Raw genomic sequence first — 25,824 nt, 5'->3', positions numbered from 1 at the left:
GCTTGCCGGCGAACAGCGGCCCAAACGCACGCAAGAACTGTCAGACATTTCCTAACCTGAAACCAAATGCTTCAGTCAGGGATGCTTGGGAACTATCCTACGCGCTTGCCGGAAGCGGCCGCGTTGTCGGGGAAATACCCCAGGGATAACTTCACTGGGTCGCCGCATTTGGTGACCGGGCGTGAGAAACCCGAGCTGCATAACACAACAACGACTCCCTTCATGGTGGCCGTGTACGGGCAGACTTCGGTCTGGCCGGGTTTGTCTTATGCCCCGGATTTCTCACCTCGTGCACGGCCGCCACCCTCATCTCGTGAGAAAAGACCTGGATGGTGGTTTTCAATGACCCGCATAAGGCTCTAATCATGAAAAAAATCGTCCCAGACCCACCCCGTATTGCCCCCTTCATCATCATCCGTCCCTCCCTCACCCGCGAGGAAGCCATGGCTGCCGCCGTAGAAGTGGCCACCGCCATTTCCGACGTCCTCGATGTTTATTTCAAGACCGAACCCAGCAACTTCCGCGACCGCCTGTTCACCGCCAGCGATTACCTCGGGCAACTCGCCTGCGCCTTGCTTGAGCACAGGCCGGAGGTACGCCCATGACCAGGGGCCATACCGCAGGCCGCACCACCTGCATGGACCTGTTCAAGGTCGAACCGGGCGTTCCTTTCCAGGATGCTTTCAGTGAGCTGTCTGTACTGCTCGGCTGCATCCGCCACCTGACCTGCGAGGCGGAAATGGAGGGCGATCTGCTGGCCGGCAGTTCGGCGCGGATTTTAAGCGCCATGGCCAAGGCGTTGATCGATGACATGGAGTCAGGAGTTGAACCGTAGCCATTGATTGCAACACCGACCTCTGCGGGAGCAACTGCCTTGCAGAGTATTCGTAGTTTACGCTTGCCCTTGTGGGGGCTGGGGCCGCTTTGCGGCCCTTTCGCGACACAAGGCCGCTCCCACATGGGCCACGCCAAGCCTGAGCCTCACTGCAAATCCGTAGGAGCCAGCCTTGCTGGCGATGCCCGGCATGGCCGGGCCAACTTCCACCGAACTCCCAGCGCCCCGCCCTGTCATCTCCTAGGCAGGCCATCCTCCCAGGCGCGTCTAAGCTCTGTGGGTCGGCCATACGCCCCGTGTCCAAGGAGAAAGGATTATGTTGCTGTTGTGGTTGCTGGTTCTGGTGCTCGGCGCCGCGTACCTCACGCACCGGCGCCTGGCGCCGTTGCAGATTCTCGCGGCGATGGCCGCCTACACGGTGCTGATGGGCCTCTTCAGCCACGCCCCAGGCTGGCTGCTGACACTCATCTGGGTGATCATCGCCATCAAGGTCGCCTTCGTCGCCCTGCCCGAATGGCGGCGCAAGGTGTTCACCGCCCCGGTGTTCAACTGGTTCCAGCGCACCCTGCCGCCCATGTCGCAGACCGAACGCGAAGCCATCGACGCCGGCACCGTGTGGTGGGACGGCCACCTGTTCAGCGGCCGCCCGGACTGGAACACCCTGCTCGACTACCCCGCACCCAAGCTCACCGAAGAGGAACAGGCCTTCATCGACGGCCCTACCGAAGCCCTGTGCGCCATGGTCAGCGACTGGCAGATCGGCCAGGACCTCGACTTGCCAGCGCAAGCCTGGGAGCACATCAAGCAACACGGTTTCTTTGCCCTGATCATCCCCAAGGAGTACGGCGGCAAAGGCTTCTCCGCCTACGCCCATTCACAGGTGGCCATGAAACTGGCCACCCGCAGCGGCGACCTGGCCTCCACGGTGATGGTGCCCAACTCGCTGGGCCCGGCCGAACTGCTGCTGCACTACGGCACCGAAACACAGCGCAACCACTACCTGCCGCGCCTGGCCCGTGGCGAGGAGATCCCCTGCTTCGCTCTCACCGGCCCCCTGGCTGGTTCCGACGCCGGCGCCATGCCCGACACAGGCATCGTCTGCAAAGGCCAATGGCAGGGTGAAGAAGTCATCGGCCTGCGCCTGAACTGGGAGAAGCGCTACATCACCCTGGGGCCTGTGGCCACACTACTGGGCCTGGCCTTCAAGGCCTACGACCCGGACCATCTGCTCGGCGAAGAGGTCGATCTGGGCATCAGCCTGGCACTGATCCCCACCGACACCCCGGGCGTCGAGATCGGCAAGCGCCACCTGCCCATGGGCGCCGCGTTCATGAACGGCCCCAACAGCGGCAAGGACGTGTTCGTGCCGCTGGACGCGCTGATCGGCGGCCAGCCGATGCTCGGCAAGGGCTGGATGATGCTGATGAACTGCCTGTCGGTGGGCCGCTCGATCTCCCTGCCCGCGGTCGGCACGGGTGCGGCCAAGTACACCAGCCTGGTGACCGGCCAGTACGCCAGCATTCGCGAACAGTTCAACGTGCCGCTGGCCGCGTTCGAGGGTATCCAGGAATCCCTGGCGCGCATCGGCGGCAACGCCTGGCTGATGGACAGCGCCCGCCTGCTCACCGCCAAGGCCGTCGACCTTGGCGAGAAGCCCTCGGTGCTGTCGGCCATTCTCAAGTACCACCTCACCGAGCGCGGCCGCGAATGCATCCAGCACGCCATGGACGTGCACGGCGGCAAGGGCATCATCATGGGCCCGAACAACTACCTGGGCCGCAACTGGCAGGTGGCGCCGATCTTCATCACTGTCGAGGGGGCCAATATCCTGTCGCGCAACCTGATGATCTTCGGACAGGGCGCGATTCGCTGCCATCCATTCGTACTCAGGGAAATGTCCCTGGCCGGGCGCGAGGATCACGAGCAGGCGCTGAAGGAATTCGACGACCTGCTGATGCAACACATCCTGTTCGCCGCTGGCAACGCCGCCAGTACCCTGGTGCTGGGCCTGGGGCTGGGCCATTTCGAAAAAGTCCCGGGCGACGCCTTGAGCCAAGGCTACTTCCGCGCCCTCAATCGCCAGGCAGCCGCCTTCGCCCTGCTGGCCGACCTGTCGATGATGTTGCTTGGCGGCGCACTCAAGCGCCGCGAACGCCTCAGTGCGCGCCTGGGCGATGTACTGAGCTACCTGTACCTGTCCAGCGCCGCGCTCAAGCGCTACCACGACCTGGGTTCGCCCGAGCACATGCGGCCACTGCTACGCTGGGCGCTTGAAGAAAGCCTCGGCCAGGCGGAGAAAGCGCTGGACGCACTGCTCGACAACTTCCCCAACCGCTTCATCGGCTGCGCCCTGCGGGTGCTGGTGTTCCCCTTCGGTCGCCGCTACACCGGGCCAAGCGATGAGCTGGATGCCGAGGTGGCCGGGGTGATCGGGAGGCACAAGGGCGATCCAGCCCTGGAAGAACTGCTGGCAGGTTGCTACAGGCCTGAAACTGATGGGGATCCAGTCGCGGCGCTGCAACAGGCCAGCGACTTGCTGGCCGAGGCCGCGCCTCTGCACAAAGCGCTGCATCAGGGCATCAAGGAAGGTAAGGTGCGACCAACGCCGGGGCAATCGCCGATCGACGCAGGCCGGGAAGCCGGGGTCCTGCAACCCTCCGAAGCTCAGCGCCTGCATGACGCTGAAAAGGCCCGACGAACGGTGATCGATGTCGATGCCTTCGACAAGGAGCAATTGCGCCCGACGCCCGGTTCGATCCGATAACCGCCCCCTGTAGGAGCCAGCCTTGCTGGCGAACCACCCTCAAGCCAAGCGCGTGAGCCGGTTCGCCAGCAAGCTGGCTCCTACAAGAGACCCCACCCTCGCCTGAACCGGCGTATACTCCGCGCCCGTTTCAACCATACCGAGGAGCGCCCCATGGCCAACCCCCACCTGGAATACCACCTGCAACTGCTCAACCACCTGCGCACCATCCTGGCCGCACTGGGTGAAGCCGAACAGGTACCGGAGGAAAGCCACGCCCTGTTCCTCGAGCGCTTCGACGAGCTGCTGACCCTGCTGCCGCAGGACCCGCTGGAAAGCCAGTACCTGGGCCAGGACCTGATCTGCCAGGTGATCCAGCGCTACCCGCAGATCGCCCACCTGGTGCCGCGCGACCTGCTGTGGTTCTTCGGCGGCGACTGCCTGCACTTCATGCCCGACGAAGAGCTCGACCTGTACCAGCGCCTCGAAGAGCGCCGCTACGAAGCCGAGCAGAACGGCGAACCGTTCGACTGGCACCAGGAGAAGCAATTGCTGGGGCAGCCAGGCGTCGGCAGCCAGCACTGATCACGACTGGGCGGGTTTCGTACCCGCCCCTTCAACCCCCAAAAAATCAGGGCAAAAAAAAACGCCACTTCATAAGAAGTGGCGTTTTCGATTTGGAGCGGGAAACGAGACTCGAACTCGCGACCCCGACCTTGGCAAGGTCGTGCTCTACCAACTGAGCTATTCCCGCAGGGTGAAGCTTTACCGCATTCGGCGTGAAGCGCCATTTAGACCTTCACCACCTGCACCGTCAAGAACGACGCCGTTTAAACTGGAGCGGGAAACGAGACTCGAACTCGCGACCCCGACCTTGGCAAGGTCGTGCTCTACCAACTGAGCTATTCCCGCAAATGGCGTCCCCTAGGGGACTCGAACCCCTGTTACCGCCGTGAAAGGGCGGTGTCCTAGGCCACTAGACGAAGGGGACAAACCCAACGCTTTTCAGCGCACCAGATCATGAACCTCACGATTCAGCCTGGATTTTCTTTTCCTGCCCTGCCGAAGCAGTGCCGGAGAAACTGGAGCGGGAAACGAGACTCGAACTCGCGACCCCGACCTTGGCAAGGTCGTGCTCTACCAACTGAGCTATTCCCGCATTGGCGTCCCCTAGGGGACTCGAACCCCTGTTACCGCCGTGAAAGGGCGGTGTCCTAGGCCACTAGACGAAGGGGACACGCTACAACATTCACTCCCTGCCGCGTTTCGCTGTGTGCTTTACGCTGCAAGTGGCGCGCATTCTATGGATGCCTTGAGAAGCCGTCAACCCCTTTGTAGAAATTTATTTAAATCAATGACTTCCCGTCTTCATAGGAGGTGATGCAGGATGCGTCCGGGGATTGACGTTGCTTTTCTGACAGCTGCCCGGCAAGCTCATGTCAAAGTGCTACCACCTTGAGAAATCGGGGCCTTGGCCGACACATAGACTGCACGGGAGCTTTCATGGGCAAACCCGCGAGGAAAACACCTCGGCCCTGTCCGCCAGGCTGCACTGTTCGCCCTCCAGCGAACTTACTACACTCAATGATGCAAAACTTCTTCATGAGGCGTTAACGGTGACACCACTTCTGATCACCCTGCTTATCGTTGCGGGTATCGCGCTGCTGATCGTGATCGGCTACCTCAACAATGTGGTCGAGAACGGCAAGCTCGAGCGGGCGCGCCTGAAGGTCGAACTGGCCGACCGCCTGCGCCGCTGTGGCGAGATCACCGAAACCTTCCCCGGCCAGTTCATGACCCCGGCGCTCAAGCTGCTGCTCACCCGCCTGGAGCTGAACCTCAACCAGCGCCAGCTGGCCCTGGACAAACACAGCAGCGAGTTGAAGGCGCGCATCGCCGAGATCGAGGGATTGATCGCCCTGGGCGACAAGATCCCGGTGCGCAACCCGCCCTCGCCTATCCAGACCGAGGTCAAGGCCAAGGATGTGCGCTTCCTGCTGGAACTGATGCACAACCAGATCGTGCGGGCCACCCAAGAGGGTTTCCTGGCCAGCAACGAAGGCAAGTACTGGGTGAAGGAGATCCGCCATATCCTGGTGCTGCTGCACATCGAGTTCTTCAACAACCTCGGGCAGCAGGCGTTGCAGCAGAACCAGCCGGGCCAGGCGCGCCTGGCGTTCGAGCGTGGCGTGCAGTACCTGCGCAAGCAGCCGGAACCTAAACAGTATGATGAGCAGCTCACCTACCTGGAGAAACTGCTGAACCGGGCCAACGCCCAGGTTCTGGACCAGATGGAGCCGGCGGCGGATGAACAGAACGCGCTGACCCAGGGGCTCAAGACCGACGAGGACGAGACCTGGAAGAAGAAGGTCATCTACGACTGATCGATTGGGGTGCAGCCCAGTTCGCCGGCAAGCCGGCTCCTACCGGTATCGTGTAGGAGCCGGCTTGCCGGCGAACAAGGACACACGCAAGAGAAAGGGGCCTTCACAGGCCCCTTCTTCATTTCAGCAGTCGGTCAACTCAAGGAAGATCGCCGCCAAGCGCTCCAGCCCTGCCTGGTCGGCTTCGCTGAAGCGCGCCAGCTTCGGGCTATCCAGGTCTAGCACGCCGACCAGCCTGCCCGCCTTCACCAACGGAATCACCAGCTCGCTGTTGGACGCGCTGTCACAGGCGATATGCCCGGGAAACGCATGCACGTCCTCGACCCGCTGGGTAATGCGGGTGGCCGCCGCGGCGCCACACACACCCCGGCTGAAGGGAATGCGCACGCATGCCACCTGGCCCTGGAACGGGCCGAGCACCAGCTCTTCGTTGCGGTTGATATAGAAGCCCGCCCAGTTCAGGTCATCCACCTGGTTGTACAGGAAGGCCGAGAACTGCGCGGCATTGGCGATGAAGTCGCGCTCGTCGGCGAACAGCGCCTGCACTTGCGCGGCCAGCAGGTCGTAGCCATCGAGGCCTTGGCCACTGGCGTTGAGGTCGATCATTTATTTCTGCTCCAGCAATTGCAGCCCGACCCAGTAGCGGGCGAACTGATAGGCACAACGGCCATTACGGTTGCCGCGGCCGGTGGCCCAGCGCACGGCGAGGATGTCGAGTTCTTCGGTGCGCTGCCAACGCAGCCCGGCCTGGCGCGCCAGCTGGCCGATCCAGTGCTCGACCACATCGAGGAAGTGCTCCTGGGAGAACGGATAGAACGACAGCCACAGGCCGAAGCGGTCGGACAGGGCAATCTTGTCCTCCACCGCTTCGTTGGGGTGCAGCTCGCCGTCGACCATTTTCCAGTTCTCGTTGTCGCTCTGCTTTTCCGGCACCAGGTGGCGGCGGTTGGAGGTGGCGTACAGCAACACGTTGTCGGGGGCCTGTTCGAGCGAGCCGTCGAGCACGCTCTTGAGCACGCGATAGTCACCCTCCCCGGCCTCGAACGACAGGTCGTCGCAGAACAGGATGAAACGCTGTTCGAGCTTTTGCAGTTGCTCGACCACTCGCGGCAGGTCGGCCAGGTGGTCGCGCTCGATCTCGATCAGGCGCAGGCCCTCGCCCGCGTGTTCGGCAAGCAGCGCGCGCACCAGCGACGATTTACCGGTGCCGCGCGAGCCCCACAGCAGGGCGTGGTTGGCAGGCATGCCGTTGATGAACTGGTGGGTGTTGCGGCCCAACTGGTCGCGCTGTTTGTCGACGCCGATCAGGTCGGACAGGCGGATGTCGAGGCTGACCTCCAGCGGCAGCAGGTAGCCGCTGCGGCCGTCACGCTGCCAACGGGCGGCCAGGGTGCGGGACCAGTCGATATCCGGGCGTGGGGCGGGTAACAGGGGTTCGAGGCGCGCGAGAACGGACTCGGCACGGTCGAGGAAAGCGTTGAGGCGAGCGTCCATGGAGGCTCCTAGCAATGATTTCAGTTTCTCTGAAGGACCGCTGTGCGCCCAGTTCGCCGGCAAGCCGGCTCCTACGCATTTTTTTGTAGGAGCCGGCTTGCCGGCGAACGGCCCGCAGCGGTAATCAACTGAAATGAACAGACAGACCCGCCAGCAGCCAGGGCTGATCGGCTATGCTTGCGCAGCGCACGGAGCAAGTAACCGGCTTGGGACCCATGGATATCAAGTTCACCAATCGCCTGTCATACAAGCAAGCCCGGTTGACAGTCCTGGTCGGCTTCATCCTGGGAACATTGCTCAGTCTCATCCAGATCGGCATCGATTATGCCAGCGAAGATGCGTCCATCAACCGTGAAATTCAGGCGCTGCTGAAGATCAGCCACGACACGGCCTCGCGCATCGCCTACAACATCGACAGCGAACTGGCCCAGGAGCTCACCGGCGGCCTGCTCAAGTCGCCCGCGCTGATCCGAGCGCGGCTGATCGACAACAACGAGACCGTGCTGGCCGACGCACAGCGCCCACGCCTGGAGAGCCGCTACCGGCCGCTGTCGGACTTCCTGTTCGGTGACCAGCGCCAGTTCCAGGACCGGCTGTTCCTCACCCATATGCCCGATGAGTACCTCGGCACGCTCTACCTCGATGTCGACACCTACGCATTTGGCGGGCGCTTCCTCGACCGTGCCGGGGTCACCCTGGTCAACGGCTTCGCCCGCAGCCTGGTGCTCACCGGCATCCTGCTCGCACTGTTCTACCTGATGCTGACCAAACCCCTGGTCACGGTGATCGGCGCCTTGAGCGGCAATGATTCGCGCACGCCCAGGCAAACCCGCGTCGACTGCCCCAATGGCCACGAGAATGACGAAATCGGTGTGCTGGTGCGGGTCGCCAACCAGCAGTTCGTCAGCATGGCCACCGAGATCCAGCAGCGGCGCACGGCGGAGAACCGCCTCACCCAGTACCTCAACGAACTGGAAGACATCGTCTCGGCCCGCACCGACGAGCTCAAGGCCAGCAACAGCCGCCTGAGCCAGTCCAACCAGGAGCTGGAGGAAGCCCGCCGCCGCGCCCTGGACATGGCCCAGGCGCGCGCCGCCTTCCTGGCCAACATGAGCCACGAGATCCGCACCCCGCTCAACGGCATGCTGGGCATGATCGCCTTGTCCCTGGACAGCGGCCTGGCCGCCGAGCAGCGCCAGCAGCTGTCGATCGCCCACGATTCGGGCAAGGTGCTGGTGGAACTGCTCAACGATATCCTCGACCTGTCGAAGTTCGACGCCGGCCAGCTGGAGCTCGAGCGCATTCCGTTCGACCTCGGGGCGATGGTCGAGGACACCGCCAACCTGCTGTCGCAGAATGCCGCGCCCAGCGTCGAGCTGACCTGCCTGATCGCTCCGGACTTCCCCAGTACGGTACTGGGCGACCCCACCCGGGTACGGCAGATCGTCAGCAACTTGCTGTCCAATGCCCTCAAGTTCACCCGTTTCGGCCGCGTCGATGTGCGCCTGACCGGCATCGTCGGCGGCGTGCGCCTGGAAGTCAGCGACACCGGCATCGGCATCCCCGAGGAAGCACAGGCGCGGATCTTCCAACCCTTCACCCAGGCCGGTGCCGGCATCACCCGCCAGTACGGCGGCACCGGCCTCGGATTGGCCCTGACCCGCAACCTGTGCAAAGCCATGCAGGGGCACCTGCACATCCAGTCCGAAACCGGCTTTGGCAGCCGCTTCAGCGCCGAGCTGCCCCTGCCCGCCCATACCGAAGCGATCCCGCCGGCACCGCTGGCCGGGCGCATCGTAGCCCTGGGCAAGGCCGGCAGCGGCTTGGCCGAACTGCTGCAGGAACTGCTGCCGCGCTGGGGCCTGGACTATGCGCGCTTCGACAGCGCCGCGCAGCTGGCGGGCAGACCCGTGGACCTGCTGATCACCGACGACCTCGATCACATGCTCGAACTGCGCCCGGCGATCCAGGCGCCGATTCTGCTGGTAACGGCCTACGGCAACTTCCTGCCCAGCGAACAGGCCACCCAGCTGGCGCCCTTGCACCAGCTGGCCCGGCCGCTGGCGCGCAACGCCCTGTACCAGACGCTGCGCCGCACCCTGCAAGGCGAGCCCAACGCGCCGCTGCCCCACGAGGTACCCGCCTCCAGGGAGCGCCGGGCGCGCATCCTGCTGGTGGAGGACAACCCGGTGAACCAGCTGGTGGCCAAGGGCATGCTCGCCAAGCTCGGCTGCCACGTGCAGGTCGCCGCCCATGGGGCCGAGGCCCTGGAATTGCTGGAGCAGGAAAGCTTCGACCTGGTGTTAATGGACTGCAACATGCCGGTGATGGATGGCTACGAAGCCAGCCGACGCATCCGCCAGAGCGGGCGCTGGCCAGAACTGCCGATCGTCGCGCTGACCGCCAACGCCATGCCCGAGGAACGCGAGCGCTGCCGCGCCGCGGGCATGAACGACTACCTGGCCAAGCCGTTCCGTCGCGAAGAACTGCTGGCGCTGATCGACCACTGGGCGCCGGTCAGCGGTTGAGCAGCGCCTCAATGGACGGCTTCAGCGCCTCGGGCTTGGTGGTCGAGCCGAAACGGGTGACCTTGCCGCTGGCCGGGTCGAGCAGGAACTTGGTGAAATTCCACTTGATCTTCTGCGTGCCCAGCACGCCCGGCGCACGCCGCTTGAGCTCGACGAACAGCGGGTGGGCGCCGGGGCCGTTGACCTCGACCTTGCGAAACAGCGGGAAGCTCACGCCGAAGTTGAGCTCGCAGAACTGCGCGATCTCCTTCGCATCGCCCGGCTCCTGCTTGCCGAACTGGTTGCAGGGGAAGCCCAGCACCACCAGGCCTCGCTGGCCGTAGTCCTGCCACAGGCGCTCCAGGCCCTTGTACTGCGGGGTGAAGCCGCACTGGCTGGCGGTGTTGACCACCAGCAGCGCCTTGCCGGCATAGTCGCCCAGTACTTTCTGTTCACCGGAAAGGGTGACGCAGGGAATGTCCAGCAGTGCATCGGCCATGCGTTTGCTCCTTCAATCGCGGGGTTTGAGGTCCAGGCACACCGAGTTGATGCAGTAGCGCAGGCCAGTCGGTGGCGGGCCGTCGGGGAACACGTGACCCAGGTGGGCGTCGCATTGCGCGCAGGTGACCTCGGTGCGGATCATGCCGTGGGAGGTGTCGCGGATCTCGATCATCGCGGCCTCCTCGATGGGTTCGTAGAAGCTCGGCCAGCCGCAACCGGAATCGAACTTGGCCTTCGAATCGAACAGCGCCAGGTCACAGCAAATGCAATGGTAGACACCATCGCCGCGTTCACTGTTGTACTTGCCGCTGAATGGCCGCTCGGTGCCCTTCAGGCGGCACACCTGGTACTGGGCGGGGTCGAGCATGGCGCGCCACTCTTCCAGTGTCTTGTCGATCTTTTGCATGAATGGACCTCGGCAGGCTGAATTTCACCTCGCACCGTCTTTATTTATGGCGCGGGTGGAACGTATATTAGTTGGCTTTCCCAGCCAGCCAGTCTGGCATGCGCCTCGCCCTTTTCAAACCATTGCCGGCGGCGCGCCGCGCCTTGTCCAACCAGGATCACATCATGCAGTTCAGCAAATCGAACAAGCTCGCCAATGTCTGCTACGACATTCGCGGCCCAGTGCTCAAGCACGCCAAGCGCCTGGAAGAGGAAGGCCACCGCATCCTCAAGCTGAACATCGGCAACCCGGCGCCGTTTGGCTTCGAGGCGCCGGACGAGATCCTGCAGGACGTGATCCGCAACCTGCCCACCGCCCAGGGCTACAGCGATTCGAAAGGCTTGTTCAGCGCGCGCAAGGCGGTGATGCAGTATTGCCAGCAGAAGCAGATCGAAGGCGTCGGCATCGAGGATATCTACCTGGGCAACGGCGTGTCCGAGCTGATCGTCATGTCCATGCAGGCCCTGCTGAACAACGGCGACGAAGTGCTGATCCCGGCCCCTGACTACCCGCTATGGACCGCCGCGGTGAGCCTGGCCGGCGGCAAGCCGGTGCACTACCTGTGCGACGAGCAGGCCGACTGGTTCCCTGACCTGGACGACATCAAGGCCAAGATCACCCCGAACACCAAGGCCCTGGTGATCATCAACCCGAACAACCCGACCGGCGCCGTGTATTCGAAGGAGCTGCTGCTGGGCATGCTGGAGCTGGCGCGCCAGCACAACCTGGTGGTGTTCTCCGACGAGATCTACGACAAGATCCTCTACGACGAGGCCGTGCACATCAGCACCGCGTCGCTGGCCCCGGACCTGCTGTGCCTGACCTTCAACGGCCTGTCCAAGTCGTACCGCGTGGCCGGTTTCCGCTCCGGCTGGCTGATCATCTCCGGGCCCAAGCACCACGCCCTGAGCTACATCGAAGGCATCGACATGCTGGCCAACATGCGCCTGTGTGCCAACGTGCCGGCTCAGCATGCGATCCAGACCGCGCTGGGGGGCTACCAGAGCATCAACGACCTGGTGCTGCCACCGGGGCGCCTGCTCGAACAGCGCAACCGCACCTACGAGCTGCTCAACTCGATCCCGGGCGTAAGCTGCGTCAAGCCCATGGGCGCGCTTTACGCGTTTCCGAAGATCGACCCGAAAGTGTGTCCGATCCACAACGACGAGAAGTTCGTCCTCGACCTGCTGTTGTCGGAGAAACTGCTGATCGTCCAGGGCACCGCGTTCAACTGGCCGTGGCCGGACCACTTCCGCGTGGTAACGCTGCCGCGGGTGGATGATTTGGAGCAGGCCATTGGCCGTATTGGTAACTTCCTGCGCACCTATTCGCAGTAAGTTCGGCTCAATAGTTGGGGTGACGCGGCAATCGAGCGCCGCCCGCGCGGCGCTCGATCTCACACGCGCCGCAACACCCACGCCAAACTTCCTTACATCCTGCAACGCTCTATCCCACGGCACCCCCGGCATCCTCTGCCATACTCCGCCGTACACAGTTTGAAATAGTCGCCCGGTTGAATCGCCGCGCCCTCCCCCTTATATACCCCGCAGTACGCAACAAACTCATCCGTCAGGAGAACGTGACAACCATGATGCGCATTCTGTTGTTTGTAGCCACCAACCTCGCGGTGGTGCTGGTTGCAAGCATTACCCTGAGCCTGTTCGGCTTCAACGGGTTCATGGCAGCCAACGGGGTTGACCTCAACCTCGGCCAACTGCTGGTCTTCTGCGCCGTGTTCGGTTTCGCTGGCTCGCTGGTCTCGCTGTTCATCTCCAAGTGGATGGCGAAGATGACCACCGGCACCCAGATCATCACCCAGCCTCGCACCCGCCACGAGCAGTGGCTGCTGCAAACCGTCGAGGAGCTGTCCCGCGAAGCCGGCATCAAGATGCCCGAGGTGGGTATCTTCCCGGCCTACGAGGCCAACGCCTTCGCCACCGGCTGGAACCGTAACGACGCGTTGGTGGCGGTGTCGCAGGGCCTGCTCGAACGCTTCTCGCCGGACGAAGTGCGCGCAGTACTGGCCCACGAGATCGGTCACGTGGCCAATGGCGACATGGTCACCATGGCGCTGGTGCAGGGCGTGGTGAACACCTTCGTGATGTTCTTCGCCCGCATCATCGGCAACTTCGTCGACCGGGTGATCTTCAAGAACGAAGAAGGCCACGGCATCGCCTACTTCGTCGCGACCATCGTCGCCGAGCTGGTGCTGGGCATCCTCGCCAGCATCATCGTCATGTGGTACTCGCGCCGCCGTGAGTTCCGCGCCGACGAGGCCGGTGCCCACCTGGCCGGTACCGGCGCGATGATCGGCGCCCTGCAGCGCCTGCGCTCCGAACAGGGCCTGCCGGTGCACATGCCCGACACCATGAAGGCCTTCGGCATCAACGGCGGCCTCAAGCACGGCCTGGCCGGCCTGCTGATGAGCCACCCGCCGCTGGAAGACCGCATCGACGCCCTGCGCCGTCGCGGTTGATCCCGGCAGTAACAAGAAAGGGCGACTTCGGTCGCCCTTTCTTGTTTGCGATCCCCCTGTAGGAGCCGGCTTTGCCGGCGAAGCAGGCGACGCGGCGCCTGGCACCGGCCTTGCCGGTGTTCGCCGGCAAGGCCGGCTCCTACCGAGCCAGGCGGTAGACCCGCTCGACCAGGCTCGATACCCCGGCCTTGATGAACTTCGGGCTATCTTCGAGAATCTCCAGCCCCTCGACCTCGTCGACCTGCCACCCGGAAAACCCTGCACGCACTTCGGCATCCGGCACCGAGAACGGTGGCCCGTCGATCAACGCCTGGTCGTAATCCAGGGTCACCAGCACCCCGCGACACGCCGTCGGCAACTTCTCGCCCAGCAACGCCATGTAGCGCGCGCGCATCTCAAGCGGCAGCGCAATCAAGGCCGCCCGGTCATACACCCCCGCGCAATCGGCAAGGTCCTCGGCACGCAAGGCAAACACATCCCCACACCAGATCTCCACCTCATCGCTGCGCCAGGCCTCGAACGCGCCGTGCTGCGTCACCTGCGCCGGCAACCCATGCTCGGTGAAGAAATCCTCCACGGCGCGCCGCGACAACTCCACGCCCAGCACCCGATACCCCTGCGCGGCCAGCCAGAGCATGTCCAGGCTCTTGCCGCACAACGGCACCAGCACCCGCGCTCCGGGGGCCAGCCCCAATGCCGGCCAGTGCGCCTGCAGGTACGGGTTCACCTGGGGTTGGTGAAAGCCGATCTGGTTGTCCGCCCAACGCTTGTGCCAGAACGCTGGCTCCATGATTCCTCCGAATTATTCGATAGGTAGCCGTAAAAACTTATATTGGATCTCGATCGTTGGCTGACCGAAGATGGGCCATCTTACCTGCCAGGACTTCGCCATGCTGCCCAGCCTGTTCATCTCCCACGGTTCCCCCATGCTCGCCCTGCAACCCGGCGCCAGCGGCCCGGCCCTGGCCGCCCTGGCCCGCGCCCTGCCGCGCCCGAAGGCGATCGTGGTGGTGTCGGCGCACTGGGAGAGCCGCGAGCTGCTGGTGATGAGCACCCCACAGCCACAAACCTGGCACGACTTCCATGGTTTCCCACCGGCCCTGTACGCCGTGCAGTACCCCGCGCCCGGCGCGCCAGAACTGGCCCAGCGGGTCGCCGAGCGCCTGGGTGCGCGACTGGATGCGCAGCGGCCATTCGACCACGGCGCCTGGGTGCCACTGTCGCTGATGTATCCACAGGCCGACATCCCGGTCATCCAGGTGTCGCTGCCCAGCCAGGCCGGCCCCGCCCTGCAACTGAAGGTCGGCCGGGCGCTGTCGGCGCTGCGCGAAGAAGGCATCCTGCTGATTGGATCGGGCAGCATCACCCACAACCTGGGCGAGCTGGACTGGCATGCCGGGCCGGATGCGGTCGAGCCCTGGGCGCTGGCGTTTCGCGACTGGGTGGTGGCGCGGCTGCAAGCAGGGGACGAGGATGCGCTGGTGGACTATCGCCGGCAGGCGCCATTCGCCGTGCGCAATCACCCCAGTGACGAGCACCTGCTGCCGCTGTACTTCGCCATGGGCGCCGGTGCACGGTTCGGCATCGTGCACCAAGGCTTCACCCTGGGGGCGTTGGGCATGGATATCTATCGGTTCGACTGACCTAAACAGATCGTTAGCATTGGCCCATTCGCCGGCAAGCCGGCTCCTACAGGAGATCGCATGACCCGTAGGAGCCGGTTTGCCGGCGAATAAGCCCGAACAGGCAAAAAAAATCCCCGACCAAGGCCGGGGATTTTTTCATTGCAGCGCCAGGATCAATCCTCGCGGTAGCGACGCAGCTTCAGCTGCTTGCCGGCCACGCGGGTGTCCTTGAGCTTGGTCAGCAGACGCTCCAGGCCATCTTCCGGCAGCTCGATCAGGCTGAAGCTGTCACGCACCTGGATGCGGCCGATGGCATCACGGGCCAGGCCACCCTCGTTGAGGATCGCGCCCAGCAGGTTCTTGGCGGCGATGCCGTCACGGGCACCCAGGGCGGTACGGCAACGCACGCGGCCTTCGGCCAGCGGCATCGGCGCGCGGCGCTCGCGGTCACCACGATCGCCACGGTCGCTGCGCTCACCACGCTCGGTACGCTCACCGCTGCGCTCGCGCGGGGTGTAGGTAGGTACCAGCGGCTGCTCGCGCTCGACGGTAGCGAGGTCCAGCGCCTGGCCATTGGTGGCCTTGCGCAGCAGGGCGGCGGACAGCGCACGCGGGCTGCAACCCAGGGCGGCGGTCAGGCGGTCGAACAGCTCGCCATGGGTGGCTTCCGCTTCGGCTACCAGCGGCGCCAGGCTGTTGGTCAGCTTCTTGATGCGGGCATCCAGCACGGCCTGGGCGTTCGGCAGGCGCGCTTCGGCGACCTTCTGCCCGGTGACGCGCTCGATGACCTGCAGCATGCGGCGCTCACGCGGGGTGACCAGCAGCAGCGCACGGCCTTCGCGACCGGCACGGCCGGTACGGCCGATACGGTGCACGTAGGACTCCGGGTCGTACGGCATGTCGACGTTGAACACGTGGGTGATGCGCGGTACGTCCAGGCCACGGGCGGCGACGTCGGTGGCGACGACGATGTCCAGGCGACCATCCTTGAGCGAGTCGATCACGCGCTCACGCTGGTTCTGGGCGATGTCGCCGTTCAGCGCGGCAGCCTTGTAGCCCTTGGCTTCCAGCGCGGCGGCCAGGTCCAGGGTGGCTTGTTTGGTGCGCACGAAGGCGATCAGCGCGTCGAACTCTTCCACTTCCAGCAGGCGCAGCACGGCCGGGATCTTCTGGTCGGCGTGGACCATCAGGTGGGCCTGGTCGATCGCGGTGACGGTTTGCGTCTTGCTCTGGATCTTGACGTGCTTGGGCTCGCGCAGGTGACGCTCGGCGATCGAACGGATCGACGACGGCAGGGTGGCGGAGAACAGCACGGTCTGGCGCGAGGCAGGGATGGCGTCGAAGATCACTTCGAGGTCGTCCATGAAGCCCAGCTTGAGCATTTCGTCGGCTTCGTCCAGTACCAGGTACTGCACGGTGGACAGGACTTTCTCGTCGCGACGCAGGTGGTCGCACAGGCGGCCTGGGGTGGCAACGACGATCTGGGCGCCATTGCGAATGGCACGCAGTTGTGGGCCCATCGGGGCACCACCGTACACGGCCACCACGTTAACGCCCGGCATCTGCTTGGCGTAGGTTTCGAAAGCGGTGGCTACTTGCAGCGCCAACTCACGGGTTGGCGCCAGGATCAGGGCTTGCGGTTCGCGCTTGCTCACGTCGATCTTGTTGAGGATCGGCAGGGCGAAGGCAGCGGTCTTGCCGGTGCCAGTCTGCGCCTGGCCGATCATGTCATGACCGGCGAGGATGATCGGGATCGACTGTTGCTGGATGGCCGACGGCTCTTCATAGCCGGTGGCCAGGACGGCAGCAACGATGTTCGGATTGAGTTCGAGAGCGGCGAATCCGCCGGTTTCCTGGGTCATGGGTCTGCCTCTAGGTGCATCCGCAAAGACCCATGCTCCAAAGCTGCACATGCCTTGAAAGACCAAACGGTCACCCAGGCAGCTTTGGCGGCGGGGATTTGCGAAAACGATTGAAATAGGAACGTCTTGGGAAGGTCCGCCTAGCGGACGCGCAGCCGAAGCTGGATTCGGAGGATTTGCACCACCTGATTTTGAGGTCCGCTAAAAGACCGGCGCGTACTATACCCGAATCTGGCGAAAACCGTGAGAAATATTTCGAGCAAATGAGCCATTAGGTGGCCACCCTTGCCGAGGCGCTGAATCGATTCCACAACGGTTCGCCGGCAAGCCGGCTCCTACAGGGAGAACGCACACTTTGTAGGAGCCGGCTTGCCGGCGAACCAGGCGGCTCAAGTCGCCGGGCGAACCTGTTTGATCAGGTACTCAAGCGAATACCCCAACCGCGGCGCCAACGCCTCGGCCCGGGCCCGCAGCCCGTCGATATCCAGCGTTTGATCGAGATCGGCCGGCACCAGCAGGATCACATTGCCCTCCTTCACCGGCAGCTCCCAGTAGTGCCGGTGGTACAAACCACGCAACAGCGCCGCGCCCAATGGCCTGCCGTCATCCCCCGCCCACTGGTTGATCACCAGCCAACCACCGGGGTTGAGCTGCTTCTGGCAGTTCTCCAGGAAGCCCCAGGCCAGGTGCCCGACCCCAGGCCCGGTGTCGGTATACAGGTCGACGAACAACAGGTCGGCCTTTTCCGCCGTGGGCAGCAACTCGATGGCATCGCCCACCCGCACATAAAGGCGCGGGTCGTCGTCCAGCCCCATGTACTCCATGGCCAGGCGCGGCACGTCCGGGCGCAGTTCAATGGCCTCGACATCCTCCAGCGGCAGGAACTTCAGGCAGGCCTGCGTGAGGGTGCCGGCGCCCAGGCCCAGGAACAGCGCGCTCTCCGGCTGCTCATGGCACAGCGCGCCAACCAGCATCGCGCGGGTGTAGTCGTACTCCAGCCAGCTCGGGTCGGCGACGAAGGTGCAGCTCTGCTCGATGGCGTCACCGAACTCGAGGAAGCGGTAATCCTCCACTTCGTAAACGCTGATCACGCCAAAGGCATCTTCGACCCGAGCCAGCAGCCGCTCTTCCCGCTCCATCGCCATCCCTACCACCTGCCCGCGCAAAACGCGTATTGTCCGCCAATGCCGGTGGTGCAACAAGCGCACCGCCAGCGGTACCATGGCAGGTACGACCGAACCGACACTTATGGATAGAGCACTCGATGACCCAACCCTGGACCCCCGACAGCTGGCGCGCCTTGCCGATCCAGCAGCAACCGATCTACCCCGACGCCGCCCACCTGCTGAAGGTGGAGCAGACGCTGGCCAGCTATCCGCCGCTGGTGTTCGCTGGCGAGGCCCGCGAGCTGCGCCGGCAGTTCGCCGAGGTCACCCAGGGCCGGGCCTTCCTCCTCCAGGGTGGCGACTGCGCCGAAAGCTTCGCCGAGTTCTCGGCGGCGAAGATCCGCGACACCTTCAAGGTGCTGCTGCAGATGGCCATTGTTATGACCTTCGCCGCCGGCTGCCCGGTGGTCAAGGTCGGGCGCATGGCCGGCCAGTTCGCCAAGCCGCGCTCCTCGGGTGATGAAACCATCGGCGACATCACCCTGCCCGCCTACCGTGGCGACATCGTCAACGGTATCGGTTTCGACAGCGCCAGCCGCATCCCCGACCCCGAGCGCCTGCTGCAGGCCTACCACCAGGCCACCGCCAGCCTCAACCTGCTGCGCGCCTTCGCCCAGGGTGGCTTCGCCGACCTGCACCAGGTGCACAAGTGGAACCTGGACTTCATCGCCAACTCGGCGCTGGCCGACAAGTACCACCAGTTGGCCAACCGTATCGACGAAACCCTGGCATTCATGCGCGCCTGCGGTCTGGACACCGCGCCACAACTGCGCGAGACCAGTTTCTTCACCGCCCACGAAGCGCTGCTGCTCAACTATGAAGAAGCCTTCGTACGCCGCGACAGCCTGACCGGTGACTACTACGACTGCTCGGCGCACATGCTGTGGATCGGCGACCGCACCCGCCAGCTCGACGGTGCCCATGTCGAGTTCCTGCGCGGCGTGCACAACCCGATCGGGGTCAAGGTCGGCCCGAGCATGAACACAGAAGACTTGATCCGCCTGATCGACGTGCTCAACCCGGACAACGACCCAGGCCGCCTCAACCTGATCGTGCGCATGGGCGCCGGCAAGGTCGGCGACCACCTGCCGGGGCTGATCCGCACCGTCCAGCGCGAGGGGCGCCAGGTGCTGTGGAGCTCCGACCCGATGCACGGCAATACCATCAAGGCCAGCAGCGGCTACAAGACCCGCGACTTCGCGCAGATTCTCGACGAAGTGAAGCAGTTCTTCCAGGTGCACCAGGCCGAGGGCAGCCATGCCGGCGGCATCCATATCGAGATGACCGGGCAGAACGTCACCGAGTGCATCGGCGGCGCCCGCCCGATCACCGAGGACGCCCTGTCCGACCGCTATCACACCCACTGCGACCCGCGCATGAACGCCGACCAGTCGCTGGAACTGGCCTTCCTGATCGCCGAAACCCTCAAGCAGGTGCGCCGCTGAGCAACGCCTGACGCAGCCGGCTGCCCTCGTCGCGGGGGCAGTTCAGCTGTACTCGCTCCAGGCCCAGCCAACCCGCCAGGCGCCATAATTCGGTAGCCAGTGCCTGGTAGCCCTCCTCATCCAGCCCCGATGGTTCCTCGTGCACCGCATGCACCGCCAGACGCCCCTGGGCGCGCTCGGCACGCAGGTCCAGACGTGCGGCGATGCGTTCCTTGTACAGGAATGGCAGCACGTAATAGCCGTACACTCGCTTGTGCGCTGGCGTGTAGATTTCCAGGCGGTAGCGAAAGTCGAACAGCCGTTCGGTGCGGCTGCGCTCCCAGACCAGCGAATCGAAAGGCGAGAGCAAGGCACTGGTGGCGATGCGTCGGGGTATTCGCGGCGCCCCCACCAGGTAGCCGGGCTGCTTCCAGCCTTGTACCGTGCAGGCCTGCAGGCGCCCGTCCTCCTGCAACTCGGCGACGGCGGCCTTGCTCTGTTGCGGCGACAGGCGGAAGTAGTCGCGCAGGTCCTGCTCGGTGGCCACGCCCAGGGCGGTGGCCGCGTGCAACAGCAAGCTCTGGTGCGCCTCGCGCTCATCCGGGGGTGACTGGTCGAGAATGGCCAAGGGTAAAACGCGCTCCGGCAGGTCGTAGAGGCGTTCGAAACCGCGGCGCCCGGCCACGGTGACCTCGCCTGCGGCGAACAGCCACTCCAGTGCGTGCTTCTCTTCGCTCCAGCCCCACCAAGGGCCGGCGCGCTCCTCGCGGGTCGACAGGCTGCCGGCGCCCAGCGCGCCCTGGTCGCGCACGGCGGCCATTACCCGTTCGATCACGTCACGACGCTCATGGCCGAAGGTCGCCAGTTGCCGATAGATGCCCTTGCCTTCGCGGGCGTGGGCCATGCGCCAGCGCATGGCCGGGTACAGCTCCAGCGGCAACAGCGAGGCTTCGTGTCCCCAGTATTCGAACAGCCGACGCTGGCGCCGCTTGCCCCAGGCGAGCTGGTCGAGCAAGGCGGGCGAATAGTCGCCCAGGCGGGAGAACAGCGGCAGGTAATGGGAACGCACCAAGGCATTGACCGAGTCGATCTGCACCACGCCCAGGCGCTGGAGCATGCGCTTGAGATGGGCCAGGGTGGCCGGAGTGTCGGGCGATTTGCCGAAGCCCTGGGCGGACAAGGCCAAGCGACGGGCCTGCTGGGTGGACAGTTCGAGGGGCAATGAATGTACCTCCGGTTGATGGTGTATGCACCATAGCATTCGCGGCTGAAGCCGCTCCTACAGGTTCACCGATAGCCCGGGAGCAACAGTGAACCTGTAGGAGCGGCTTTAGCCGCGAAGAGGCCCGCGAGGCTTTCACCTACTCATTTACGCAGCGGATCCTCCCAGAAATGCCGCTCGGCCTCCTGCTGGATATCAGCCCGCGACAGCCCCAGGTCGTGCAGCGTGGCATCGCTCAGGCGCGCCAGCTCATCACGCTGGCGATGCAGTTCGTACCAGCGCACCAGCAACCCGCCGGCCCCGTGCAGCCAGTGGTTCAAGGTGGACACAGGCTGGTGAGCAACGTTGAAATGACCTTTCATCTTGACGCCCTCCTTGTGGATGGCTCCAGTCTCTGCCCGGGCCTAAGATCAATCCAACGAATGTTTCTGATGCCATGCATCTCGGAGATTGATGCAATGTCCCAGTATCAGAGTCTCGACGCCGACGTGCTGCGCACCTTCGTCGCCATCGCCGAGCAAGGCGGCTTCACCCGCGCTGGCGAAGTGGTCAACCGCACGCAGTCGGCAGTCAGCATGCAGATGAAGCGCCTGGAGGAGGACATCCTGCAGCGCCAGCTGTTCGAGCGCGACGGCCGCCAGGTGCGCCTGACCGCCGAGGGGCAAGTGTTGCTGGGCTATGCCCGGCGCATCCTCAAGCTGCATGGCGAGGTGTTCAACACCCTGCGCATGCCGCACATGGTCGGGGTGGTGCGCATCGGCACGCCAGACGACTACGCCATGCGCTACCTGCCGACCATCTTGTCCAGCTTCGCCCAGGACTACCCGCTGATCCATGTCGAGGTACATTGCGACTCCTCCAAGCAACTGATGCTGCGCCAGGACCTGGACCTGACCATCGTCACCCGCGAGCCGGGTAACGAAGTGGGCCAGATGCTGCGTCAGGAACGCCTGGTGTGGGCCGCGGCACAGGGTTTCTGCCCCGAAGAGCAACGGCCGATGCCCCTGGCGCTGTTCAACACCGACTGTTTCTGCCGCGCCTGGACCTGCAACGCACTGGAGCAGCGCGGCATCGAGTACCGCATCGCCTATACCAGCCCGAGCCTGGCGGCGATCTTCGCCATCGTCAGCGCCGGGCTGGCGGTGACCGCGCAGTTGCGCAGCCTGATAGGCAGCGACTTGCGCATGCTCGGGGAAGAGGAAGGGTTGCCGCAGCTGCACATGGCCAATGTGATGCTGCTGCGCAATACGCAGAGCCAGTCGCCGATCACCGACTGCATGGCCGAGTACATCGTCGAAGGCTTCAAGTAGGAGCGGCTTCAGCCGCGATGCGGGCGGCGCGGTGCATGACCCCCGCTTCGCGGGTGATCGCGGCTGAAGCCGCTCCTACAGGTGGTGGTCCGCGACGACCTAGAGCTCGAACCCGAGCACCACCGCACACACCACCAGGAACACGCAGAACAACGTGCGCAACACCTTCTCCGGCAACGCATGGGCCAACTTCACCCCCCAGCTGATGCTGAGCAAACCACCCACCGCCAACGGAACCCCGACGCTCCAGACAACGCTTTGATGCAAGCCATAGGTCAGCAGCGTGACCATGGTGCTCGGCGCCGCCAGTGCCAGCGACAGCCCCTGGGCCACCACCTGGGTGGTGCCGAACACGCTGGTCAGGATCGGCGTGGCCACCACCGCCCCGCCCACGCCGAACAACCCGCCCATGGTCCCGGCGAAGCTGCCCAGCACGCCCAGCCAAGGCCACGGATAGCGCAGCTCGTTGCTCGGCGGCCTTACCGGCAGGAACATCCGCGCCACGTTCCAAATCGCCAAGGCCACCAGGAAACCGACGAAGTACAGGCGCATCGACTGGGCGTCGATGCCCACCGCCCAGATCGAACCCAGCCAGGCGAACAGGAAACTGCACAGCGACAGCGGCACTGCATGGCGCAGTTCGATACGGTTGCGCTGGTGGTAGCGCCACAAGGCCAACAGCACGTTAGGCACCACCATCACCAGCGCGGTGCCCTGGGCCAGTTGCTGGTCAAGGCCGAACAGCACGCCCAGCGCCGGGATGGCGATCAGCCCGCCGCCGATACCGAACAGGCCACCCAGGGTGCCCAACGCAGCGCCCAACACGATATACATCAACCACTCGATCATCAGTGCCTCGATCACCCGCGTTCAAAGATGCAGGCATGCTAACCAGCGACGGCTGGCGGGGAAACGCATAGCAGCGCACAATGGCTTTGCGCATTACGCATAGGCAAATCCATGAGCCCCGATATCCTCACCGAACAACTGAGCCTGTTTCTCGACGTACTGGAGACCGGCAGCTTCTCCGCCGCGGCCCGGCGTCATCCGCTGACCCCCTCCGCCGTGGCCCGGCGCATCGACAACCTGGAAAGCGCCGTGGGCAGCCGGCTGTTCTCGCGCAGCACCCATGCCGTACGGGCGACCCCGGCAGGCAATGCCTTCGCCGAACGGGCCCGGCGCATCATCGAGGAATTGCGCCTGGCCCGCGCCGAGGCGGTGTCGTTGAGCAACGCCCCCGAAGGGCTGATCCGCATTGACGCCCCTGCGGCCTTTGGCCGCCGCCACCTGGCCCCGGCGATCGCCGACTTCCTGGTGGCCTACCCCGGGCTCGACGTGCAACTGCGCCTGATCGACAGCTTCGTCGACCTGCATGGCAGCCACCTGGGCGAGGTCGACCTGGTGCTGCGCGCCGGTCCCCTGGCCGACACCCGCCTGGTCGCCACGCCGCTGGCCTACATGGTGCGCATCGCCTGCGCCAGCCCCGCCTACCTGGCCAGCCGCGGTGTGCCGGCCTGCCCCAGTGAACTGCCCGGGCATGACGGCCTCGACTGGGACGGGCTGGCCCCGCCCTTCGCCTGGCGCTTCAGCATCGACGGCCAGGTGCGCCTGTATCGCCCGGCGCGCATGCGCATGGCCGCCAACAATGCCGAGACCTTGCTGTTCGGCGCCCTGGCCGGGCTGGGTGTCGCCCACCTGCCCACCTGGCTGATCAGCGACTACCTGCTGCGCGGTGAGTTGATTCCGCTGTTCTGCGACAACGGTTTGCCCGAACCGGAAACCAGTGGCATCTATGCCCTGCGCCTGGAACATGAAACGAACTCTCGCAGCCGCTTGCTGCTCGAATTCCTCAAGAGCCGATTCAGCCCGGTGCCCCCCTGGGACCTGGCCCTGCGCAGCGAGCTGCGCTGGCAATGAGCGCGCAAGACATTCGCGTGCTAGATTTTACAACTCAGACGACTCAAGGACCTGCATGAACGCCGACACCCAAGCCCCCTGCGCCGAGCTGCTGCTGGACAACCAGGTCTGCTTTGCCCTGCACTCCACCTCGCTGCTGATGACCAAGGTCTACAAGCCCCTGCTGCAAGCCCTGGGCCTGACCTACCCGCAATACCTGGCCATGCTCGTGCTGTGGGAACAGGACGGGCTGACCGTGGGCGAGATCAGCCAACGCCTGCTCACCGACCCAGGTTCGCTGACGCCGCTGCTCAAGCGCCTGGAAGGCGAAGGCCTGCTCAAGCGCAGCCGCAGCCGCGAGGACGAACGCGTGGTGCTGGTGCAACTGACCGACAAAGGCCGGGCCTTGCAGGCCGAAGCCCGTCGCGTGCCCCATTGCATCCTGCAGGCCAGCGGCCACAGCGCTGAGCAGCTGCGAAAACTCCAGGCCGACCTGCTGGCCCTGCGCGCGCACCTGCAAGAAAACCTCTGACGGCTATGCTGTGAACTGGCTGTTTCGACGAATGGCCGAAGAATTATCTTGCGCACTAAATAATTGCGTGCTAATTTAATTTCGTACCCACTCAGCGCCCCAGGCGCACAGCACATAAGCGAGGCTCAAGATGCAAAAGGTCACTCCGCTGTACATCGCAGAAGCCACCTCCACTGGCGGTCGCGACGGTAAATCCCGCTCCAGCGACGGCAAGCTGGAGGTCAAGCTGAGTACGCCCAAGGAACTCGGCGGCGCGGGCGGTGAAGGCACCAACCCTGAGCAGATGTTCGCCGCCGGTTACTCGGCCTGCTTCATCGGCGCGCTGAAGTTTGTGGCTGGCCAGGAGAAGAAGGCTCTGCCGGCCGATGCCTCGATCACCGCCAATGTGGGTATCGGGCAGATTCCGGGCGGCTTCGGGCTGGACATCGACCTGCACATCAACCTGCCGGGGCTGGCCCAGGCCGACGCCGAAGGGCTGGTGGAAAAGGCGCACAAGGTCTGCCCTTATTCCAATGCCACCCGCGGCAACGTGGATGTGCGCTTGCATGTGACCGTGTAACAGGAAGCAAGCCCTGTAGGAGCGGCCTTGTGCCGCGAAAGGGCCGCAAGGCGGCCCCGGCATTCGCAAACCAAAACTAGATAGTGGATGACGAGTTACTTGCACCATCGCCAGGGGCGCTTCGCGCCCCTTTCGCGGCACAAGGCCGCTCCTACAGGGAATGTGTCTCCCCTGAATTCAGACACAAAAAAACCCGGCCAAGGCCGGGTTTTTCGTGCTCATCGCAAGAAGCAATTACTTCTTGGAACGGCCCTTGAAGCTGTTGTCGCGAGTGTCGATGTCGATCCACTCGTCGATCTGGATGAAGTCGGCAACCGAAATCTCGGTACCGTTCTTCAGCTTGGCAGGCTTCATGACCTTGCCGGAGGTGTCGCCACGGGCGGCGTTCTCGGTGTAGACAACCTGACGGCTGATGGTGGTCGGCAGTTCTACCGATACCAGGCGGCCTTCGAAGAAGACGGCTTCGCAGATGTCTTCCATGCCTTCTTCGATGTACGGCAGAACGGCGTCGATGTCTTCGGCGTTCAGTTCGTACATGGTGTAGTCGGTGGTGTCCATGAAGGTGTACGAGTCACCGCTGATGAACGACAGGGTCGCTTCTTTGCGATCCAGGATCACGTCGTCCAGCTTGTCGTCCGCACCGTATACGGTTTCGGTCTTGTAGCCGGTCAGCAGGTTCTTCAGCTTGGTCTTCATGATCGCGCTGTTACGGCCCGACTTGGTGAATTCAGCTTTCTGAACCAGCCACGGATCGTTATCGATGCGCAGAACGGTACCGGGTTTCAGTTCTTTACCAGTTTTCATTACGAAGTATCCGAATCTGGATGGATTTATAAAAATCGA

At 64.1% G+C, this 25,824-nt stretch carries 25 protein-coding genes and 5 tRNA genes; 14 read left to right on the top strand and 16 right to left on the bottom strand.

Annotated elements, in window-relative coordinates; genetic code table 11:
• Window positions 1–365: 365 nt before the first annotated feature.
• The 4 genes from NGM28_RS14295 to NGM28_RS14280 all read left to right on the top strand — a co-directional run bounded on the left by NGM28_RS14295 (window position 366) and on the right by NGM28_RS14280 (window position 4,163).
• Window positions 366–605, top strand: coding sequence for a hypothetical protein (locus tag NGM28_RS14295; RefSeq protein ID WP_252090550.1), 240 nt, complete (start codon window positions 366–368; stop codon window positions 603–605).
• On the top strand, window positions 602–835 hold the full coding sequence (locus tag NGM28_RS14290) for a DUF3077 domain-containing protein (protein ID WP_044488425.1): 234 nt from the start codon (window positions 602–604) through the stop codon (window positions 833–835). Before NGM28_RS14295 ends, NGM28_RS14290 begins: the two co-directional genes overlap by 4 nt.
• Before the next feature lie 316 nt (window positions 836–1,151).
• Window positions 1,152–3,599 (top strand): acyl-CoA dehydrogenase, encoded by a 2,448-nt coding sequence (locus tag NGM28_RS14285; RefSeq protein ID WP_252090549.1) that lies wholly within the window; start codon window positions 1,152–1,154, stop codon window positions 3,597–3,599.
• Between the two features lie 153 nt (window positions 3,600–3,752).
• On the top strand, window positions 3,753–4,163 hold the full coding sequence (locus tag NGM28_RS14280) for a PA2817 family protein (protein ID WP_240065835.1): 411 nt from the start codon (window positions 3,753–3,755) through the stop codon (window positions 4,161–4,163).
• Window positions 4,164–4,256: 93 nt separating this feature from the next.
• On the opposite strand, the gene NGM28_RS14275 is transcribed toward NGM28_RS14280, so the two are convergent.
• The 5 genes from NGM28_RS14275 to NGM28_RS14255 form a co-directional block, all read right to left on the bottom strand.
• Window positions 4,257–4,332, bottom strand: a tRNA-Gly gene (locus NGM28_RS14275).
• A gap of 82 nt (window positions 4,333–4,414) precedes the next feature.
• Window positions 4,415–4,490: transfer RNA gene (locus tag NGM28_RS14270), tRNA-Gly, on the bottom strand.
• Window positions 4,491–4,493: 3 nt separating this feature from the next.
• A tRNA-Glu gene (locus NGM28_RS14265) sits at window positions 4,494–4,569 on the bottom strand.
• A 92-nt stretch (window positions 4,570–4,661) separates the two neighbouring features.
• A tRNA-Gly gene (locus tag NGM28_RS14260) sits at window positions 4,662–4,737 on the bottom strand.
• A gap of 2 nt (window positions 4,738–4,739) precedes the next feature.
• Window positions 4,740–4,815 (bottom strand) — tRNA-Glu (locus tag NGM28_RS14255).
• 379 nt (window positions 4,816–5,194) lie between these two features.
• Between NGM28_RS14255 and NGM28_RS14250 the strand changes: the two genes are divergently transcribed.
• Complete coding sequence (locus NGM28_RS14250; protein ID WP_240065834.1) at window positions 5,195–5,962, top strand: hypothetical protein; 768 nt, start codon at window positions 5,195–5,197, stop codon at window positions 5,960–5,962.
• 123 nt (window positions 5,963–6,085) lie between these two features.
• Here NGM28_RS14250 and msrC read toward each other — a convergent pair whose 3' ends face one another.
• Together msrC and NGM28_RS14240 are read right to left on the bottom strand one after the other, a co-directional pair.
• Window positions 6,086–6,568: a free L-methionine (R)-S-oxide reductase MsrC gene (gene msrC / locus NGM28_RS14245; protein WP_240065833.1), complete on the bottom strand. Its 483-nt coding sequence runs from the start codon at window positions 6,566–6,568 to the stop codon at window positions 6,086–6,088.
• Window positions 6,569–7,456 (bottom strand): ATP-binding protein, encoded by an 888-nt coding sequence (locus tag NGM28_RS14240; protein ID WP_240065832.1) that lies wholly within the window; start codon window positions 7,454–7,456, stop codon window positions 6,569–6,571.
• Between the two features lie 173 nt (window positions 7,457–7,629).
• On the opposite strand from NGM28_RS14240, the gene NGM28_RS14235 reads away from it, so the two are divergent.
• On the top strand, window positions 7,630–9,984 hold the full coding sequence (locus tag NGM28_RS14235; protein WP_240065831.1) for a hybrid sensor histidine kinase/response regulator: 2,355 nt from the start codon (window positions 7,630–7,632) through the stop codon (window positions 9,982–9,984).
• Here NGM28_RS14235 and NGM28_RS14230 read toward each other — a convergent pair.
• Together NGM28_RS14230 and msrB are read right to left on the bottom strand one after the other, a co-directional pair.
• Window positions 9,974–10,462: a glutathione peroxidase gene (locus NGM28_RS14230; protein WP_240065830.1), complete on the bottom strand. Its 489-nt coding sequence runs from the start codon at window positions 10,460–10,462 to the stop codon at window positions 9,974–9,976. The two genes, NGM28_RS14235 and NGM28_RS14230, sit on opposite strands and share 11 nt — an antisense overlap.
• 12 nt (window positions 10,463–10,474) lie before the next feature.
• Window positions 10,475–10,870: a peptide-methionine (R)-S-oxide reductase MsrB gene (gene msrB, locus NGM28_RS14225; protein WP_240065829.1), complete on the bottom strand. Its 396-nt coding sequence runs from the start codon at window positions 10,868–10,870 to the stop codon at window positions 10,475–10,477.
• 164 nt (window positions 10,871–11,034) lie between these two features.
• On the opposite strand from msrB, the gene NGM28_RS14220 reads away from it, so the two are divergent.
• Window positions 11,035–12,246: a pyridoxal phosphate-dependent aminotransferase gene (locus tag NGM28_RS14220; RefSeq protein WP_240065828.1), complete on the top strand. Its 1,212-nt coding sequence runs from the start codon at window positions 11,035–11,037 to the stop codon at window positions 12,244–12,246.
• A gap of 251 nt (window positions 12,247–12,497) precedes the next feature.
• The gene (gene htpX / locus NGM28_RS14215; protein ID WP_011532856.1) at window positions 12,498–13,385 is read left to right on the top strand and encodes a protease HtpX; all 888 of its coding nucleotides are present in this window, start codon (window positions 12,498–12,500) and stop codon (window positions 13,383–13,385) included.
• A 139-nt stretch (window positions 13,386–13,524) separates the two neighbouring features.
• Here the strand turns inward: htpX and NGM28_RS14210 are convergent, their stop codons facing one another.
• Complete coding sequence (locus NGM28_RS14210; protein ID WP_252090548.1) at window positions 13,525–14,175, bottom strand: thiopurine S-methyltransferase; 651 nt, start codon at window positions 14,173–14,175, stop codon at window positions 13,525–13,527.
• A 100-nt stretch (window positions 14,176–14,275) separates the two neighbouring features.
• Here NGM28_RS14210 and NGM28_RS14205 point away from each other — a divergent pair, with 100 nt between their 5' ends.
• Complete coding sequence (locus NGM28_RS14205) at window positions 14,276–15,028, top strand: DODA-type extradiol aromatic ring-opening family dioxygenase (protein WP_252090547.1); 753 nt, start codon at window positions 14,276–14,278, stop codon at window positions 15,026–15,028.
• A 155-nt stretch (window positions 15,029–15,183) separates the two neighbouring features.
• Here the strand turns inward: NGM28_RS14205 and NGM28_RS14200 are convergent, their stop codons facing one another.
• Both NGM28_RS14200 and NGM28_RS14195 read right to left on the bottom strand, forming a co-directional pair.
• Window positions 15,184–16,872, bottom strand: a complete 1,689-nt coding sequence (locus NGM28_RS14200) for a DEAD/DEAH box helicase (protein ID WP_011532849.1) — start codon at window positions 16,870–16,872, stop codon at window positions 15,184–15,186.
• 389 nt (window positions 16,873–17,261) lie between these two features.
• Window positions 17,262–18,017 (bottom strand): spermidine synthase, encoded by a 756-nt coding sequence (locus NGM28_RS14195; RefSeq protein ID WP_240065825.1) that lies wholly within the window; start codon window positions 18,015–18,017, stop codon window positions 17,262–17,264.
• Window positions 18,018–18,136: 119 nt separating this feature from the next.
• On the opposite strand from NGM28_RS14195, the gene NGM28_RS14190 reads away from it, so the two are divergent.
• Window positions 18,137–19,483, top strand: coding sequence for a class II 3-deoxy-7-phosphoheptulonate synthase (locus NGM28_RS14190; RefSeq protein WP_240065824.1), 1,347 nt, complete (start codon window positions 18,137–18,139; stop codon window positions 19,481–19,483).
• Here NGM28_RS14190 and NGM28_RS14185 read toward each other — a convergent pair.
• Entirely contained in the window at window positions 19,464–20,684 is a 1,221-nt protein-coding gene (locus tag NGM28_RS14185; RefSeq protein WP_252090546.1) for a winged helix-turn-helix domain-containing protein, read from the bottom strand. The two genes, NGM28_RS14190 and NGM28_RS14185, sit on opposite strands and share 20 nt — an antisense overlap.
• Window positions 20,685–20,827: 143 nt before the next feature.
• Window positions 20,828–21,046, bottom strand: a complete 219-nt coding sequence (locus tag NGM28_RS14180) for a DUF1127 domain-containing protein (protein ID WP_044488695.1) — start codon at window positions 21,044–21,046, stop codon at window positions 20,828–20,830.
• 96 nt (window positions 21,047–21,142) lie between these two features.
• Between NGM28_RS14180 and NGM28_RS14175 the strand changes: the two genes are divergently transcribed.
• On the top strand, window positions 21,143–21,994 hold the full coding sequence (locus NGM28_RS14175; protein ID WP_240065822.1) for a LysR substrate-binding domain-containing protein: 852 nt from the start codon (window positions 21,143–21,145) through the stop codon (window positions 21,992–21,994).
• A gap of 99 nt (window positions 21,995–22,093) precedes the next feature.
• On the opposite strand, the gene NGM28_RS14170 is transcribed toward NGM28_RS14175, so the two are convergent.
• Window positions 22,094–22,843 carry a sulfite exporter TauE/SafE family protein gene (locus NGM28_RS14170; RefSeq protein ID WP_240065821.1) on the bottom strand — a complete coding sequence of 250 codons (750 nt, stop codon included), beginning with the start codon at window positions 22,841–22,843 and terminating at the stop codon, window positions 22,094–22,096.
• 111 nt (window positions 22,844–22,954) lie between these two features.
• Here NGM28_RS14170 and NGM28_RS14165 point away from each other — a divergent pair, with 111 nt between their 5' ends.
• From NGM28_RS14165 to NGM28_RS14155, 3 genes are all read left to right on the top strand, one after another.
• Window positions 22,955–23,911: a LysR family transcriptional regulator gene (locus tag NGM28_RS14165; RefSeq protein ID WP_213660120.1), complete on the top strand. Its 957-nt coding sequence runs from the start codon at window positions 22,955–22,957 to the stop codon at window positions 23,909–23,911.
• A gap of 55 nt (window positions 23,912–23,966) precedes the next feature.
• Window positions 23,967–24,422 (top strand): MarR family winged helix-turn-helix transcriptional regulator, encoded by a 456-nt coding sequence (locus NGM28_RS14160; protein WP_240065820.1) that lies wholly within the window; start codon window positions 23,967–23,969, stop codon window positions 24,420–24,422.
• 130 nt (window positions 24,423–24,552) lie between these two features.
• Window positions 24,553–24,981: an organic hydroperoxide resistance protein gene (locus NGM28_RS14155; protein WP_240065819.1), complete on the top strand. Its 429-nt coding sequence runs from the start codon at window positions 24,553–24,555 to the stop codon at window positions 24,979–24,981.
• A gap of 234 nt (window positions 24,982–25,215) precedes the next feature.
• On the opposite strand, the gene efp is transcribed toward NGM28_RS14155, so the two are convergent.
• Complete coding sequence (efp, locus tag NGM28_RS14150) at window positions 25,216–25,785, bottom strand: elongation factor P (protein ID WP_060483780.1); 570 nt, start codon at window positions 25,783–25,785, stop codon at window positions 25,216–25,218.
• Window positions 25,786–25,824: the final 39 nt, after the last annotated feature.

Origin of the sequence: Pseudomonas sp. MWU13-3659, from assembly GCF_023757525.1 — a bacterium.
Lineage (GTDB): Bacteria > Pseudomonadota > Gammaproteobacteria > Pseudomonadales > Pseudomonadaceae > Aquipseudomonas > Aquipseudomonas entomophila_E.
The sequence above is the reverse complement of the archived record's forward strand: the minus strand, read 5'-3'. Positions and strand labels throughout refer to the sequence as shown.